This window comes from Bradyrhizobium sp. Leo78 (assembly GCF_059512425.1).
Map to the genome: position 1 here is coordinate 203229 of NZ_JCAMOT010000007.1, position 16298 is coordinate 219526.

Annotated in this window: 15 protein-coding genes; 12 read left to right on the forward strand and 3 right to left on the reverse strand. The window is 62.8% G+C overall.

Annotated features, from left to right (window positions below; genetic code table 11):
• The 6 genes from AC5ZG1_RS11850 to AC5ZG1_RS11875 all read left to right on the forward strand — a co-directional run bounded on the left by AC5ZG1_RS11850 (position 1) and on the right by AC5ZG1_RS11875 (position 5952).
• Entirely contained in the window at positions 1-1032 is a 1032-nt protein-coding gene (locus AC5ZG1_RS11850; RefSeq protein WP_456643524.1) for an amidohydrolase family protein, read from the forward strand.
• 85 nt (positions 1033-1117) lie between these two features.
• A complete protein-coding gene (locus tag AC5ZG1_RS11855) occupies positions 1118-1519 on the forward strand; it encodes a hypothetical protein (protein WP_496132940.1) in 402 nt (133 codons plus the stop codon).
• Complete coding sequence (locus tag AC5ZG1_RS11860) at positions 1516-3021, forward strand: AMP-binding protein (RefSeq protein ID WP_496132941.1); 1506 nt, start codon at positions 1516-1518, stop codon at positions 3019-3021. Before AC5ZG1_RS11855 ends, AC5ZG1_RS11860 begins: the two co-directional genes overlap by 4 nt.
• Positions 3022-3052: 31 nt before the next feature.
• Positions 3053-3862 carry an alpha/beta fold hydrolase gene (locus tag AC5ZG1_RS11865; protein WP_496132942.1) on the forward strand — a complete coding sequence of 270 codons (810 nt, stop codon included), beginning with the start codon at positions 3053-3055 and terminating at the stop codon, positions 3860-3862.
• The gene (locus tag AC5ZG1_RS11870) at positions 3859-4638 is read left to right on the forward strand and encodes a 2-keto-4-pentenoate hydratase (RefSeq protein WP_130222399.1); all 780 of its coding nucleotides are present in this window, start codon (positions 3859-3861) and stop codon (positions 4636-4638) included. Before AC5ZG1_RS11865 ends, AC5ZG1_RS11870 begins: the two co-directional genes overlap by 4 nt.
• A gap of 81 nt (positions 4639-4719) precedes the next feature.
• Positions 4720-5952, forward strand: coding sequence for an ABC transporter substrate-binding protein (locus AC5ZG1_RS11875; protein ID WP_496132943.1), 1233 nt, complete (start codon positions 4720-4722; stop codon positions 5950-5952).
• A 107-nt stretch (positions 5953-6059) separates the two neighbouring features.
• Here the strand turns inward: AC5ZG1_RS11875 and AC5ZG1_RS11880 are convergent, their stop codons facing one another.
• Positions 6060-7289, reverse strand: coding sequence for an ABC transporter substrate-binding protein (locus tag AC5ZG1_RS11880; protein WP_496132989.1), 1230 nt, complete (start codon positions 7287-7289; stop codon positions 6060-6062).
• Positions 7290-7312: 23 nt separating this feature from the next.
• Entirely contained in the window at positions 7313-8452 is a 1140-nt protein-coding gene (locus AC5ZG1_RS11885; RefSeq protein WP_496132944.1) for an acyl-CoA dehydrogenase family protein, read from the reverse strand.
• A 79-nt stretch (positions 8453-8531) separates the two neighbouring features.
• Between AC5ZG1_RS11885 and AC5ZG1_RS11890 the strand changes: the two genes are divergently transcribed.
• Genes AC5ZG1_RS11890 through AC5ZG1_RS11905 form a run of 4 tightly spaced genes read left to right on the forward strand, consistent with a single transcriptional unit; the run spans position 8532 to position 13709 of the window.
• The gene (locus AC5ZG1_RS11890) at positions 8532-9398 is read left to right on the forward strand and encodes a FadR/GntR family transcriptional regulator (protein ID WP_130222407.1); all 867 of its coding nucleotides are present in this window, start codon (positions 8532-8534) and stop codon (positions 9396-9398) included.
• Between the two features lie 55 nt (positions 9399-9453).
• The gene (locus AC5ZG1_RS11895) at positions 9454-10263 is read left to right on the forward strand and encodes an enoyl-CoA hydratase/isomerase family protein (protein ID WP_028163119.1); all 810 of its coding nucleotides are present in this window, start codon (positions 9454-9456) and stop codon (positions 10261-10263) included.
• 46 nt (positions 10264-10309) lie between these two features.
• Entirely contained in the window at positions 10310-12511 is a 2202-nt protein-coding gene (locus tag AC5ZG1_RS11900; protein WP_496132945.1) for an acyl-CoA dehydrogenase family protein, read from the forward strand.
• Between the two features lie 10 nt (positions 12512-12521).
• Positions 12522-13709: a CaiB/BaiF CoA transferase family protein gene (locus AC5ZG1_RS11905; protein ID WP_496132946.1), complete on the forward strand. Its 1188-nt coding sequence runs from the start codon at positions 12522-12524 to the stop codon at positions 13707-13709.
• A gap of 31 nt (positions 13710-13740) precedes the next feature.
• Here AC5ZG1_RS11905 and AC5ZG1_RS11910 read toward each other — a convergent pair whose 3' ends face one another.
• Positions 13741-14268, reverse strand: a complete 528-nt coding sequence (locus tag AC5ZG1_RS11910; protein ID WP_496132947.1) for a MarR family winged helix-turn-helix transcriptional regulator — start codon at positions 14266-14268, stop codon at positions 13741-13743.
• A 192-nt stretch (positions 14269-14460) separates the two neighbouring features.
• Between AC5ZG1_RS11910 and AC5ZG1_RS11915 the strand changes: the two genes are divergently transcribed.
• Positions 14461-14772: a hypothetical protein gene (locus tag AC5ZG1_RS11915; protein ID WP_130222417.1), complete on the forward strand. Its 312-nt coding sequence runs from the start codon at positions 14461-14463 to the stop codon at positions 14770-14772.
• Positions 14773-14811: 39 nt separating this feature from the next.
• Complete coding sequence (locus tag AC5ZG1_RS11920) at positions 14812-16131, forward strand: Rieske 2Fe-2S domain-containing protein (protein ID WP_496132948.1); 1320 nt, start codon at positions 14812-14814, stop codon at positions 16129-16131.
• Positions 16132-16298: the final 167 nt, after the last annotated feature.

Consider the following 16298-nt stretch of genomic DNA (forward strand, 5'->3'; position numbering starts at 1 on the left):
GTGGTGGATGCCCATACGCATGTCGTGCCTGCACGACTCCCGGCTGACAAGGCGCGCGACCCGCTGTGGCCGAGCGTCGAGCTTTCCGGCGACAAGGCCGCGGTGATGATTGGCGGAAAGGTGTTCCGCAAAATCGACTCGCGCTCGTGGGACGTCAGACGCAGGCTGGCGGACATGGAGGAGGACGGCACCGCAATGCAGGTGCTGTCCCCGATGCCGGAGCTGCTGTCGCATTGGTTGCCGGCTGATGACGCCGAGCACCTCGCCGAGATCATCAACGAACACATCGCCGCGATGATTGGCGAGGCTCCGCGCCGGTTCGCCGGAATCGGCATGGCCTGTGTTCAGGATGTGCCGCGCGCGCTGGCGCAATTGCAGCGCATCAAGGCGCTTGGTCTCGCCGGCATCGAAATCGGAAGTCATATCGATGGCGTCGCGCTCGGCAGCGAAGCGCTCCATCCGCTCTATGAAGCCGCTGAGGCGCTCGACCTCTGCATCTTCGTTCATCCGTTGCATCCGGCCGGGGTTGAGCGGATCGGGGCGGGACCCGAATTCGCGGCGACGGCAGCATTTCCAGTCGAGACCGCGCTTGCCGCAGTGTCGATGCTTGCGGCCGGCGTGCTCGAGAAATTTCCCAGGCTGCGCATCCTGCTCAGCCATGGCGGGGGCGCGCTGCCCTGGATCCTGCCGCGGCTCGACTGCGGCTGGTCGCTCGGCGGCGAAATGCAGAAACGGATGACGAGATCGCCAAGGGAAATCGCGCGCCGCTTCTTCTACGACTCGATTCTCTACGACGGCCCCGCGCTTCAGTTCATGTCTTCGGTCGTGGGATCGAGCCGCATCGTGGTCGGCTCCGACTATCCGTTCACCATTCGCCAAACGCATCCCGGCGCATTTGTCCAAGCAGCGCTGCCGGACTGCCCGGGCGTTCTCGCCGACAACGCCTTCGCTTTTCTTGGCCGCACCTTCGATCTGGAAACCCAGCATGCAGCAACTAGCGATCGTCATCCCGACGCATCACAGCAGGCATAGCGTCATGATTGCCTGCAGGTCGCTTCCACAAATGTGCCTGCTCGGTCCTGTTCCGCCGCGGACACCGGGCCGGAGCGATGCGCAGGTGCCGTCCGACGCTGCGCTCGGCGTCAGCCGCTACGGGCGTATCTCGTATGTGTATTTCTACAGCGAGGATGAGCCCGATGACGTCGTGTTCGGCCTGCTCGACATGGAGATCGCCGTTCAGCGTCGGGGCCGCAACGAATTCGCCCTGGAGATCTACTGCATCGGCGACGGCTATCAGAGCGGGCACGGCTCGAGCGCGGCGGCACCGCTCACCGTGGAGCTGAAGGCCGGCAACCGCACGGTGGCGACGACGCGCTGGAACTATCCCGATGTGCTCAATGGCCACATGGATCCACTGACATTCACGACGTCGATCACTTTGTCGGAAGCGGACTTCGAGGCGCTCGACCACGTCTATCTGCCCTCTGTTCGCGCCGAGGCGATGATATGCCTGGAGTGAAGCGGGACAGGTCGATCGTCATCGGAACGCACAGCGTTTCGTGCGACGCGCTGCTCGCACAGGGCAGGCGCGCTGCATCAGCGCTTGCGGCAGCCGGCGTCAACGAAGGCGATGCGATCGCACTCCTGATCCGGAACGATCCGATCTATTTCGAAGTGATGCAGGCAGCCTCTCTGCTCGGGGCCTATGTCGTACCGCTCAACTGGCACGGCACCGCGGACGAAATCCGTTACATCCTCGCCGATTGCGCGCCGCATGCGCTGATCGGCCATGCTGGCCTGTTGCAGGGTGTTGCGGCCGCAATTCCGGCCGACCTTCCGACGTTTTTTGCGCCGTCCGGTGCCATGGCCTCGTCGGACGCTCCTTCGTGCGCCCGCGCCTGGGCTCCGCATCGTGACGGTTTTGCCGAATGGCCGGAACCGGCGCGCGCCCCGCGCGGGACCATGATCTACACCTCCGGCACCACCGGCCGACCGAAAGGCGTGCGTCGCGCGCCGATGAACGCCGAGCAGGTGAGCAAGAACGCCGCCTTGCTGCGACAGATCTACGGCATCGAGCAAGGCATGCGCGCATTCGTGTGCGGCCCGCTCTATCATGCCTCACCCGGTGCGTTTGCCAGGCAGGCGTTTCAGCATGCCGATCTCGTGGTCTTGCAGCAAAATTTCGATCCCGAAGAATTGCTGAAGACGATCGAGGAACATCGCATCACCCATCTCACGATGGTGCCGACGATGTTCGTACGCCTGCTTCGGCTCAGCGACGCGGTCCGATCGCAGTACGACGTTTCGTCCATTCGCTGGGCGACCCACACCGGCGCCGCGTGCCCGCCTGATGTCAAACGGCACATGATCGACTGGTGGGGGCCGGTGATCCACGAAACCTATGGCGCCACCGAAACCGGACCGGCCGTCGGCTGCAACTCGCATGAATGGCTTGCCCATCCGGGTACCGTCGGCAGGGCGATGGCGGGCACGACCTTACGTATTTACGACGACGAGGGTCGCGAGATCGGCACAGGACAGATCGGTGAAATCTACCTGCGCACGGAGGCCTATGCCGATTTCACCTATCACGGCAGGCCGGAGCAGCGCGAACAGATCGATCGGGGCGGGCTCGTGACCTGCGGCGATGTCGGCTACGTGGATGCTGACGGCTATCTCTTCATCTGCGACCGCAAGCGCGACATGGTCATCTCCGGCGGCGTCAACATCTATCCCGCGGAGATCGAAAATGTCCTGGTGAACTGTCCGGGCGTACGGGACTGCGCAGTGTTCGGCGCACCCGACGAGGAGTTCGGAGAAAGCCTGATCGCCGCCATCGAAGCCGAGGGCGGGATTCGGCTTGCGGCCGAAGCCATCGCGACATTCCTGGAAGGGCATATCGCCCGATTCAAGATCCCGAAGCGGTTCGTGTTTCATGACGCGCTGCCGCGCGAGGCGAGCGGAAAAATCTTCAAGCGGAAACTGCGCGACGCCTATCTGCAGGCGAACGCGCGAGGCTAACAGAATTCATCATCGAAGTCGGAGATCAATAGTGGAACTGAAGGGTAAGCATGTCGATGTCGCGGGTACGCGTACGCACTACTACGACGTCGGGCAAGGGGAGCCCACTATCCTCATCCATGGCGGAGGGCCGGGGGCTTCCGGCCTGAGCAATTATCGCAAGAACGTCGAGGCTCTTGCGGCGCGCCGTCGCGTCATCGTGTTCGACCTTCCCGGATTTGGCGAGACCGAGGGGAAGCTGAAGGACGGCCCGATCTTCGAAGCGATGGGTGACTTCACCCGCGCCTTCATGGACGCGATCGACGTCAAGGAGGCGAGCTTCGTCGGCAATTCCCTCGGAGGCGCGACGTCGCTGATGGTCGCCTTGCGCGCGCCTGAACGAGTCAACCGGCTGGTGCTGATGGGGACCGGCGGAAGCCAGGCGATCTTCTCGCCGATGCCGACCGAAGGCCTGCGGCGGATGGCGATGTTCCATGGCGGCGAGGGGCCGACGTTGCAGAAGCTGAAGGGCGTGATCGATCTTCTGGTGTTCGATCAGTCCTCGATCACCGAAGAACTGCTGGCCGAGCGGCTCAAAGCCGCCACCCGCCCCGATGTCATCGACATCTTCAAGCGGCCGCCGCTCGATATCTGGCGTGAGAATCTCGCCGCGCTGAAGCATCGCACGCTTCTGATCTGGGGACGCGAGGATCGGGTCGTGCCGCTCGATTCAAGCTTCATCCTGCTCAAGACCATGCCGAACGCACAGCTTCACGTCTTTCCCAAATGCGGGCACTGGGCGCAGTGGGAGAAGGCCGACGAATTCAATGCGCTGGTCGCTGACTTCCTGGACCGGCCATGAGCAATATTATCGAGAATATTGCGACACGCCTGCAGGAAGCCGAGGCGGCATGCCGCCCGATCGCGCCGATCGCAAGCGATATCGGCGAGGGGCGAGTGGAGGTGGCCTATGCGATTCAGGCCGAAGTCACGCGGCGCGGGATTGCCGGCGGCCGCCGGCTCGTGGGCCGCAAGATCGGGCTCACATCGAAAGCAGTGCAGCAGCAGCTTGGGGTCGATCAGCCCGACTACGGCGCGCTGTTTGCCGACATGGAGATCCCGACCGGCGAGCGAATCGAGGTCGCGCGACTGATCCAGCCGCGTGTCGAGGCGGAGATAGCGCTGGTCCTGGAGCGGGATCTTGCGGACGGTGGCACCACTCTCGGCGAATTGATGCGATCGACGGCCTATGTCGTCCCCGCGCTCGAGGTGGTCGACAGCCGTATCAGCGATTGGAAGATCACGATACTGGATACGGTGGCCGATAACGGCTCAAGCGCACGCTACGTGCTCGGCGCCTCGCCGCGCCGCCTGACTGATGTCGATCTGGAGGCCTGCGGCATGACGATGACGCGCAACGGCGCCATCGTCTCCGTCGGTTGCGGCGCGGCCTGTCTCGGCCATCCCCTGCGCGCCGCGCTCTGGCTTGCCCGCGCCATGGCCAAAGCCGGCCAACCGCTGCGGTCTGGCGATGCCGTGCTGACCGGCGCGCTGGGACCGGTGTCGCCGGTCTCCGCGGGCGAATTCTACGAAGCCAGGATTTCGGGGTTCGCTCCAGTGAGTGTTTCGTTCGTGTAGCTCACGGGGCCCCTCGCTGCCGCAGAGCAGCGGGCCCGTTGCAGCATTCAATTATAGCAAAAATGAAAGGGAGGAGCCGACATGACATTGATCTCGCGGCGAACAACCATCGCCGGCCTCGGCGCAGCGGCACTCACGTTCGGTCGAGCGTCGCGCGCACGCGCTGCAAACAATTACGGACCTGGAGTAACCGACACCGAAATCAAGCTCGGGACCACGGCACCCTATAGCGGGCCGGCGTCCGGCTATGGCGTCTACGGACAGGCGCAGACCGCTTATTTCCAGATGGTCAACGATAATGGTGGCATCAACGGCCGGAAGATCAACCTGGTTTCGCTGGATAATGCCTTTTCGCCGCCGAAAGCCGTCGAGCAGACGCGAAAGCTGGTGGAGTCGGAGGAAGTCTTTGCGATCGCCGGTTTCCTGGGAACGGCAACCAATGCCGCCGTGCAAAAATATCTCAACGCGAAGAAGGTGCCGAGCCTGTTCCTGACATCAGGTGCCGAACGCTTCAATGATCCGAAGGAGTTTCCCTGGATCGTTCCGTTCTATCCAATCTATGTCGCGCAAGGTGCGGCCTTGGCCACATTCATCCTGAATGAAAAGCCGGACGCCAAGATCGCTGTCCAATATGTCAACGACGATCTCGGCAAGGACTTCCTTCGCGGCCTGAAAAAGGGGCTCGGGGGCAAGGCGAGCGCCATCGTCAAGGAGGTCAGTCACGAGATCACCGAGCCCACCATCGACAATCAGGTCGCCGATTGCAGGGCGACCGGTGCCGATGTGTTCGTCCAGCTCACCTACTCCAAATTTGCCGCGCAAGGCATCCGGAAGGTGGCGGCAATGGGCTGGAAGCCGCTGCACGTCGTCAATTCGAATTGCAGCTCGATCGGAGCCACGCTTGCGCCGGCCGGCCTGGACAATGCGAAGGAATTGATCTCGGCATGGTGGGAGATCGTCGTGACCGATCCAAGACACCGGGACAAGCCAAGGGTGAAGGCCTATGTCGACTTCATGAAGAAATACATGCCCTCGGTCGGCATTGACGACAATACGGCGACGCCGGGCTACAACAACGCCTACATGATCGAGCAGGTTCTGAAGCGTTGCGGCAACGATCTGACGCGGGAAAACCTCTTGAAGCAGGCGACGTCGCTCAAGGGCGAACTGCCGCCGCTTTTCCTCGACGGCATCAAGGTCGAAAATTCTCCAACCGACTATCGCGCCATCCACAATCTGCAGATTTCCCGCTTCGATGGTGGGAACTGGATTCCCGTCGGCGACATGATCGATCTCGGTGCGATTGCGTCCTGAGCTCTCGCGAATCTCCGGGACCGCTGGGCGAGGGCGGCAAATGCCGCGCTCGCCTTTTCTGATGGAGAAACTGCATTCGCGAGCAACGCTGCGAACGCCCGGATGGATCACTCGGCGGACAGCGGATCGCCTGCCAGTGTCCAGCTCTCTCCGTCGAAAATCGCGATCCGAAGCGTCTTGAAGGGCGTGTAGTCGTCGGGATGCATGCTGATCGAGATACCCGGTAGCATCATCGGCAGCCGTTCGCCATGGAGCGATGTCGCCTGGCGAATGAGGTTGTCCCGCGTCAACTGATCGCCGCATTTCTTCAGGGCGAGCGTCACGGCGTGGACGTTCATGTAGGCGACCAGGACGGAATAGTCGTCCGGATTGGCTGATGGCGCATATTTCTTCAGGAAGCTCTTGTAGGCCTTCACCTCTTCGTCATCGACCCATGTCGGGTCGCCGGGTTGTTTGAGGAACTGTGTCGTGACCAGACCTTTTGATGCCTCGAGGCCCGCCGGCTTCAGGATGGTCTCCACGGATGCCGTCGAGCCGCCGATTACGTGGAGCGGGCGCCACTTGAGCTCGTAGACCTTCCGGATCGATTGCGCGGCCGCCTTCGAGGATGATTGTTCAATCAGCGTGTCGATGCCGGCGGCTTTCAACTGAACGATTTGCGAATCGATCGTCGGATCGGCGAGTTCGTACGAAACCGCCGTGACGATCTGCGCCGCCTTTTCGCCAAGCCCGGCCCGCAAGCCTTTGAGGTAGTCCTTTCCGTAATCGTCGTTCTGGTACAAGACGCCGATCTTGGCGTCGGGTTTTGCCCTCGCGATATATTTGGCGACAACGCGGCCTTCCGTCTCGAAATCAGGGTAGAGCGGCACGGTCCACGGAAAAGCCTTGGGATCGTTGAAGCGGCGTCCGCCGGCGGTGATGAAAAGCTGCGGCACCTGTTTGGAGTTCAGATATTTCTGAATCGCGACATTCGGCGCCGTTCCGATGGTGCCGACCTCAGCGAGCACGCCGACGTCCTCGATGAGCTTGCGCGACTGCTCGACCGCCTTGGGCGCACTGTAGGCGTTGTCCAGTTGCGTGAAGCTGATCTTGCGCCCGTTAATCCCGCCTTGTGCGTTCAGCATTTCGAAATAGCCGACGACGGCCCGTCCTGCGCCCGCACCGAAAGCAGAGGCGGGACCGCTGAGCGGGGTCGATTGTCCCAGCTTGATCTCGGTGTCGCTGGCTCCCGGGCCATAGGCCTTTTGTGCGTAGGCAGGTGCTGCGGCAAGCAGCGCGGATATGGCTGCGGCAGGCCAAATCCGATAGATGGTGCAGGTCAAGATCGTTTCCTCCATGCGTATTTGATTGTTCATTGTTGTTATCGCAGCAACTCGCGGGCGATCACCACGCGCTGGATCTGGTTGGTGCCTTCAAAGATCTGGGTCAGCTTGGCGTCGCGCATCATGCGTTCGACCGGATAATCCATGGTGTAGCCGTAGCCGCCGAAGATCTGGACGGCATCGGTGGTGACCTTCATGGCGGCGTCGCTGCCGATGCATTTGGCCATGCTGGCGAGCAGGTTCAATCGCTTCCAGTCGCCTTCATCGCCGGCCCGCGCGCATTCGTAGACGAGTGCGCGCGCGGCCTCGATCTGCATGGCCATGTCCGCAAGCATGAACTGCACGCCCTGGAATTCCGAGATCGATCGCTTGAACTGCTTGCGTTCCTTCGCATAGGCGATGCAGGCGTCGAGCGCGCCCTGCGCCAATCCCACCGATTGGGCGCCGATGGTCGGCCGGTTGAGATCGAGCGCGCGCATTGACGCGCGAAAGCCTTTGCCTTCCTCGCCGACGAGGTTCTCGGCCGGAACCCGCACATTGTCGAAGAAGATCGGCGTATTCGGAGCGCCGTGAAAGCCCAGCTTTCGTTCGTGTCGCCCGAACGAGATGCCCGGCATCTGCTTCGGTTCGACGATGAAGGCGCTGATGCCGTCCGCACCGGCACTGTCGCTCGTCCGCGCCATCACCACGATATAGTCGGCGACGACGCCATAGCTGCACCATTGCTTGCGGCCGTTCAGGACGTAGCAGTCGCCATCTTTCCTGGCGCGGGTGTTGAGCGCGGAGACGTCCGAGCCGGCCTGTGGCTCGGAGATCGCGATCGCCGTCACGACGCCGCCCTTGGCGATGATCGGCAGGTATTTCTTGCGCTGTTCCTCTGAGCCGAAGTGAAGCAGCGGCATGATGAACATGGTGTTGAGGGCTGCGATCGAGGCGCAGGCGGGCGAGACCTTCGAGATCTCCTCGCGCGCGATGCAGGCCATCGTCAGATTGCCGTTCGGGCCGCCATATTGTTCCGGCACCCAAAGCTGCATCAGCCCCATCTCGCCGAACAGCTTCACGATATCGAGTGGGAAACGATCAGTCTCGTCGATCTCGGCGGCGATCGGCGCCACATGCCGGGCGACCATTCTCCGGATGTTGTCGCGAAACGCGGTCTGCTCCTCGGTGAAGCTCATGGGGTTTCCGCCTGTTTTTTTGTAAGAAGCCCAAAAAGGGACTTCCATTGAATGGGTGAACCATTTAATAATTCACCCGATGAACACCAAGTCAAGCCCTCGTAGCTCCACCCGGCCGCGGTTGGCCTCGCTCAACCGGCGGGAACGGGCCCCCGATCACCGTGCAGCCGGGGCACCGGCTGCACCGCAATTCCGGCCGATCCATACCCGCCGCGCATTCGAGGAAATCTGTGAGCGTATTCGTGAGCAATTGGCGCTTGGCGTGCTGAAGCCCGGGGACAAGCTTCCGGCCGAACGCGACCTGGCCCAGCAACTCGGCGTCAGCCGCAATGTCCTGCGCGAGGCGCTGCGAAGCCTCGAGATGGCGGGCGTGCTGCGGCTGCAGAAGGGCGTCAAGGGAGGGGCCTTCATCCGCGAGGGCGATACCAGTCGCATGAACGACGTCATGCGAGACATGCTGAGCCTTGGCACGATTTCAGTGCGCGAATTGTCTGAAGCGCGTGTCCATGTACTTGATCTCGTCGTACGGCTGGCGTGTGCGAATGTGCGGGCGGCCGATCTCGACGCGCTTGAGGCGAATGTCGCGCGCACCGAACTTGCCACGCGCGAAGGCCGGCTGCTCGACCGGGTCGAGTGCTCGCGGGAGTTCTACAAGCTGCTGGCCGCGGCGACTGGAAACAAGGTGATCGCCATGATCATGGATTCGGTCACGGAGATTCACATGCGCTTCGTCTATGCCAAGGTGGCATCGAGCGGCGTCGCGATGGCCCGGCTCGCCGAGAAACGCCGGCAGTTTCTGGCCGCGCTGCGCGAGCGCAATGTCTCGTCCGCCACTCGCCTGATGCGCACGCATCTCGAATCTGTGCAGCGGATGCTGGAGCAGGATCCCGGCGCCATGTCACTTCATGTTGCCTTGGCGGAGGTCCAGCCCGGTTTCCGCCGTTGAGCGGCGGCATGTGACGACCAGCCTCGCCTGAACAAGAATATAAACGGAGGAAAATGTGTCCAGATACGCCAATTACGAGTGCCTGAAGATCGAGGTTGCGGACAAGGTGGCGACCGTGACCTTGAACCGCCCGCAGGCGCGCAACGCGATCAATCAGAAGCTGATCCGTGAACTGCGGACGATCTGGGACGACCTCGCCGATGATCACGCCGTCAATGTCGTGGTGCTGACCGGTGCCGGCGATTTCTTCAGCGTCGGTGGCGACGTGAAGGCGATGTCGGAACGGCCGGGCGGCGACGTCCTCGAGGAGGGCGAGGTCCATGACCCCATGATCAGCCGGCGCGGGGTCACCCGCCAACTCGAGCTCGACAAGCCGATCATCGCTGCCATCAACGGCGATGCGATTGGCCTTGCTGCGACCCACGCGTTGCTGTGCGACATAACGGTGATGGCCGAAGACGCGCGGATCGGCGACACGCATGTCTCGCGGGTCGGCCTGGTCGCGGGCGACGGAGGCACCGTGATCTGGCCGCTGCTCGTTGGGATCAACAAGGCCAAGGAATTCCTGATCCGCGGCACGCTCCTGAGCGGCAAGGAGGCCGAGCGGATCGGGCTGGTCAACCATGTGGCGCCGCGCGCGGAGGTGCTGGCCAGGGCCCGCGATATCGCCGTGGAGCTTGCGAACGGCCCCACCTGGGCCATTCGTTGGACCAAGCTGTCGATCAACCAGATCGTCAAGGATCGCGTCAACATGCTGCTCGAAGCCTCTATGGCCTTGGAGCAGGTGACGTTCGAGACGGCCGACCACAAGGAAGCGACCACGTCCTTCAAGGAGAAGCGCAAGCCGAAATTCGGCCAGGCTTAGCCCAGTCATGCGCGCGACCGAGCTCGCGACTGAAGACACGAGGGAGATGCTCCGGGATTCCCTGCGCGGATTTCTCGGCCAGCATTGGCGCGCCGACGCCATGAAGCACGGCCCGTGCCCCGAGGAGATCGCCGCCGTCTGGAGCAAGCTCGTGGGTCAGGGCGTTGCGTCGCTTGGCAACGATCCCGACATGGGAGGGCTGCGCGAGGTCCTGGTGGTGATGGCGGAGCTGGGCCGCGCCGCATGCCCGGCGCCGATGTGGTCGGCAGCTCTCGCCAATTTCGCGCTCGCGGGAGCAAGGTCCGAGGCTTCGGTCGATTTGCTAAGGCGCCTGCATGCGGGCAGCGCGCGCATCGCGCTCTCGTTTGGGACATTTGATCCGGACCGCGCGGCTGGAGCCATCGAGGTCACGAACATGAGGGCAAGCGGACTGCTGCGGTTTGTCGAGGCGGCGGGAAGCTGTACGCATCTGCTTGTGCCGATCAGTCCATCGGCGCTTGCGCTTGTTGCGATGGATGGCCCGGGTGTCGGCGTTGAACCAACCCGCGCGATGGGCGCCTGGGGCCTTCACCAGGTTCGGCTGAACGCTGCGCCGGCTGACATCATCGAAGTCGAATTCCTTGCCGTCCATGAGCTATTGCGCGAGGCCAAGCTGGCGCTGATGGCGCGGGCGCACGGTGCCGCCCGGCGCGCGTTCGAACTGGCCGTCGACTATGCAAAGGAGCGCCGACAATTCGGCCAGCCGATCGGAAAGTTCCAGGCGATCCAGCACAAGCTGGCCAATTGCTTCATCCTGCTCGAAGGCGTGCGCCTGATCATTGGCCATGCAGCGGAACTGCATGATCGTGGCGATCGTCATTGGCCGTATTTCGCCGATTGCGCCGCCTCCTTTTCCGCGGAGGCGCTGCGGCGTGTTTCGCTCGAGACCCAGCATACGTTCGGCGCCATCGGCTATGCCGAGGAGCACGAGGCGCCATTGCACTTCAAGCGGGTTCATCTCGATACGATCGCGCTCGGCGGCGCGGCACATGCGAGGCTCGGAATAGGCTCTTTCCTGCTGGATGATGGCGGTGCGGAACTGCCGCGATACGATCTCGGTCCGGCCGGCAATGCGCTGCGCGAACAGGTCCGGCAATGGCTGGAGCAGAACTGGTCGGGCGAGCGCAAGGCCGCCTTCGACGCGCAGCCGTTCGCCAAGCGCGAGTTCGATGCCGAGTTCGCGCTTGATGTCGGCAAGACCGGCTGGATCGGGTTGGGATGGCCGAGCAAATTCAGCGGGCAGGGGCGCTCGCCGCTGGAGCAGATCGCCCTCATCGAGACGATGGAGCGGGGCGAAGCGCCGCGGATTGGCGCCGCGATCCAGGCCAACGCTCTGATGATGTTCGGCACGCCGGAGCAGCAGCAAAAATATCTGCCGGAGATTCTCCGCGGCGAAGCCATGCACGGCATGGGCTACAGCGAACCCCAGGCAGGCTCCGATCTCGCCGCGCTGTGCACCAGTGCCGAGCGCGATGGCGATCAGTGGGTCATCAACGGCCAGAAGATCTGGACCACGACGTGGTGGGGCAAGTACATGTTCCTGGCCGCGCGCACCGACAGGGACGCCAAGCCGCCGCATGCCGGCATCAGCATGTTCATCGTGCCGATGAACACGCCGGGCATCTCCATCCAGCCGGCGACGACGATGTATGACGGCTCCTTTGCCAATATCTTCTACGACAACGTCCGCATTCCCTTGGACAACCTCGTCGGTGAGGTCGATAGCGGCTGGAAGGTGCTGACCGGGGCGCTCGCTTTTGAGCGCGGTCTGGTCGGCGGCGGCATCGTCCTGAAGGTCGCCCACGCCTTCGAACAATTGCGCCGGCATATCATGGCGACCGATAGCGACCGGCCGGTGCTTGCCGATGACCCGATCGTCCGCGACAGAATGGCCGTACTCGCGTCTGAAATCGAGGTCGGCCGTCAGTTGATGATGCATTGCGCGGAACTGGCGGCTGATGGCGTCACCCCGCCGGAATATGGCGCGATCAGCAAAGTGTTCTCCAGCGAGCTGATGGAGCGCTTCGGCGAAACCGCCTTCGACATTCTAGGCCAGCGCGCCGCGCTTTCCGAAGGGATGCCTGATGCAATCGACAATGGACGGTTCGAACAGAACCTGCGTCATTCGCTGATGTGGGTGATCAGCATTGGAACCAACGAAATTCAGCGCAGCCTGATCGCGCAACGGGCGCTTGGGTTGCCGAGATAGGAGTGGCCGCATGCCGGAGCTCAACACCGCCACCGCACCCCTGGAAGGCGTCAGGGTGCTCGATTTCTCGATCATGCTGGCTGGTCCCTACTGTGCGCGGCTGCTCTCGGACGTCGGTGCGGAGGTCATCAAGATCGAGCCGCCGGAGGGCGACGACATGCGGCTGCGTGCCCCGCTCCGCGACGGCCACAGCGCCTATTTCGGCCAGCTCAATGCCGGAAAGCGGAGTCTGGCACTCGATCTGAAGAACAGCGAAGCGATCGGCCTCGTTCACAGGCTGGTAGAGCAGACCGATATCGTCGTGGAGAATTTTCGTCCCGGTGTCATGGACCGGCTGGGACTCGGCTATGAGGCGCTGCGCGAGATCAATCCGCGCCTGATCTATTGTTCGATCTCCGGCTATGGCCAGTCCGGTCCGGCGGCGGAACGTGCGGCCTATGCCATGATCGTTCACGCAGAAAGCGGGTTCGACCGTGCGCTGATGCGGTATGCGGGCGATCGCGATCGTCCCGCAGCGGGCGCCGTGTTCGTCGCCGATCTGCTCGGAGGCATCTTCGGCTATTCGGCGATCCAGACCGCACTCGTGCAGCGATCGCGCACCGGAGTGGGGCAGCGGATCGACGTCGCGCTGATGGATTGCATGCTGAACCTGCTCGTCTACGAACTCCAGGAGGCGCAGTTTCCGGTGCATGCGCCGCGGCCGACCTATGGTCCGGTGCGAGCCAGCGATGGCGATATCCTGATCGCGCCGGTGACGTCGCGCAATTTCGCCGCCCTTTGCGAGGTGACGGGGGACCGCGCCTTGGCCGAGGATGCCCGCTTCAACACTGTGCCGGCGCGCGGCGCAAACTGGGGCGCAATGATGCGGCAAATCGGGACGTGGACCGAGCGCCACACGGTGCGAGAATGTATCGCGGCGCTCGATCGCGCCGGCGTTCCCTGCGCCGAATATCGCGATCCCGGCGCGGCGCTGACGGATCCGCATCTTTCGCAGCGCGGCGCCTTCGCGACGATTGCTGACGGCGCAGGCGAGTTTTTCGGCGTCAATCCACCCTGGAAGATGTCGGGAGCGGACTGCTCCATGCGGCGCGAGGTGTCGGCGGTCGGCGCGCACCGCGACGAGGTGCTGTCACGGGCGCTGGGCTTGTCACCCGCGGAAATCGCCAGCCTGGCAGAAGCAGGAGCGTTCGGAAAATAGTTCGCCCGCGCCAGCAATGCTGCAGAAGAATTCAATCCTCGGATGATCCGGAAGAGCCCGATGGCGTCGCCTTTGCGATCGCCAGCATGCATTTCAGAAAATGCGCGCGATCTTCCTTGCGCAGCGGCGCCAGCATCAGGTCCTGCAGTTCAGCAGCGGACGGAACAACGCTGAAGAGGGCAGCCTCTCCCTTGGCGGTGATCTGAACCTGCACGGAGCGCCGGTCTTCCGCATTGCTCTTTTTCGAGATCAGCTTTCGCGCCGTCATCCGCTTGAGCATCTCGCTCAGCGTATTCCGGTCGCAACTGATGTGCTCCGCGAGGACCGATGGCGTGAGCGGGCCGCGTTGATACAGCGCCATGAGCACGCCGAACTGCCGGGGGGTGATGTCACTCTGGCGCGTCACTTTCTGATAGAGGACGTCGTAGCGGGCTTCGAGCAGCCGAAGAAGAAAGCCGATGCCACCTTCCAGCCGCCAGTTTCGGGCGAGCTCCGCAACTGAATCCGTCTTCATTGTCTTGTCGGCTGACATGCCGTTGTCGACCTGCGCTGTCGTCATCTGACCCCAAATCGGCATAGCCGTTAGCAGCTTGGTGTTCCGTCCTCAAGCCTCGGGCCGGGTGCCGAGAGCGAGCCGGATCTGAACGCGAGTTGGACGCCGCGTCGGCCTTGCAACACAAGCGTCGATATAGTACGTACACGTAACAAATACGGACGCGAATGGATCAAGGTTCGCACGGGGAGGATGGTTTTGGATCTGCGCCAGTTTTTGTCGATCCCGTATCTCCTTGAGGCTGAAGCCGTCGAAACCGAGCCAGGCAAGTGGCTTCTGCGGCTCGCTTATCCGGAACTGCCCGGCTGCATCGCAGAAGGGTTTGTCGTCGAAGACACGCTCAGAGAGCTCGAACGACGACGGATCGAACAGATCGTGAGCCTGGTGGAGGCGGGCAGTGAGCCTCCCATTCCCCGAAAGCCGCTTGCCGCATCCGATCCGCTCTGGACCGCCCGCGATCTGGGCTTGTCACCACGCATCGCTGCTCTCCTCGAGCGCGCGGCCAAATGAGGCCTCGCGACGAATTGTTGAATTGAGCGGAGGAAGGTCATGCTATCGCACGAAGACAATGAAAGACTGGTCCGGGTCGGGAAGGGCACGCCACTTGGCGAACTGTTCCGGCTGTATTGGATTCCCTTTCTGCCGTCAGCCGATCTCGTCAACGACGGAGAGCCGAAGCGCATCCGGTTGTTGGGCGAAGATCTGGTCGCCTTCCGCGACACCGATGGCCGCGTCGGATTGGTCGATCATGCATGTCCGCATCGCGGCGCACCGCTGATCTTCGGCCGCAACGAAGATTGCGGATTGCGATGCGTCTATCATGGCTGGAAGTTCGATGTGACAGGCGCGGCGACGGACATGCCGGCCGAGCCGGTTCGCAGCCGCCTGAAAGAGCGGGTCCGGATCAAGGCCTATCCCTGCCAGGAGCGCAACGGGATGCTTTGGACCTACATGGGGCCGGATGCTGCGAGCCCTCCGCCGCTTCCGAACGTGGAGTGGAATCTGGTGCCGGCGGACCAGGTGCATGTCTCCGTGCGCGTCCAGGAGTGCAACTGGCTGCAGGCGGTCGAAGGCGAGATCGATTCCGCCCACGCGCCGCTGCTGCACGGCCGGCTCGACTCCCAGGGCACCACGAGCGCGTGGATTCAGAAGCGCGACCTCCGTCCGACGTTTGAATGCATCAAGCAGGATTTCGGGATGAGCATCGCCGCCCGGCGGAACTACGACGAGAACACACTGTACTGGCGCGTCAACCAGTTCCTCCTGCCGTTCTATACGCTCGTCCCGCCACTGTCGCCGTTCCCCGATTTGAGCGGGCACGCCTGGGTGCCGATCGATGACGAGAATACGCTGTGCATCATGTTCTCGTATCATCCCTCGCAGCCATTGGCGCAGAAGACCCGTCAGATATTCGCAGAGGGGCACAACGGTCGGGAGAGCGGGCACGCCAGCAGGCATGCACTCGTCCAGCACCCCGTGACCGTTCCCTACGCCGGATACTGGACCAAATACAATCCGCAGAACGGCTTCCAGTTCGACTATGAGGCGCAGCAGACCACCTGGTTCTCGGGGTTGCCCGGACTGTGGGTGCAAGACGGCGCTTGTCAAAGCGGTGTTTCGCCGATCTACGACCGTACCAAGGAGAACCTCTGCTCCAGCGACACCGGCATTGCGATGACGCGGCGCTTCCTGCTCGAAGCGCTCGGCACTTATCGCGATCATGGCACCAAGCCAAAGGGCGTGACCGACCCCGACGTGTTCATGGTCCGCGCCGTGTCGCTGCAACTGCCGCCGGAAGACTCGTGGGTCGACGTCGGCGCCCGCTTCATGCGCGCGCAGCTCGGCGCCGATTTCGGGTACAAGCTGTGAGCTCGTTCGCTCGTATTAAGCGCAATCATCGTGCAAGCGGAGGCGCCGGGGCTCATGGCTGAGAGCACCATGCGGGTCCGCGTCAAACGGATCGGCTACGAGGCCGAGAGCATCAATTCATACGAATTGGTCGCTCCGGGAGGCGGCGATCTCGCTCCTTTCACGGC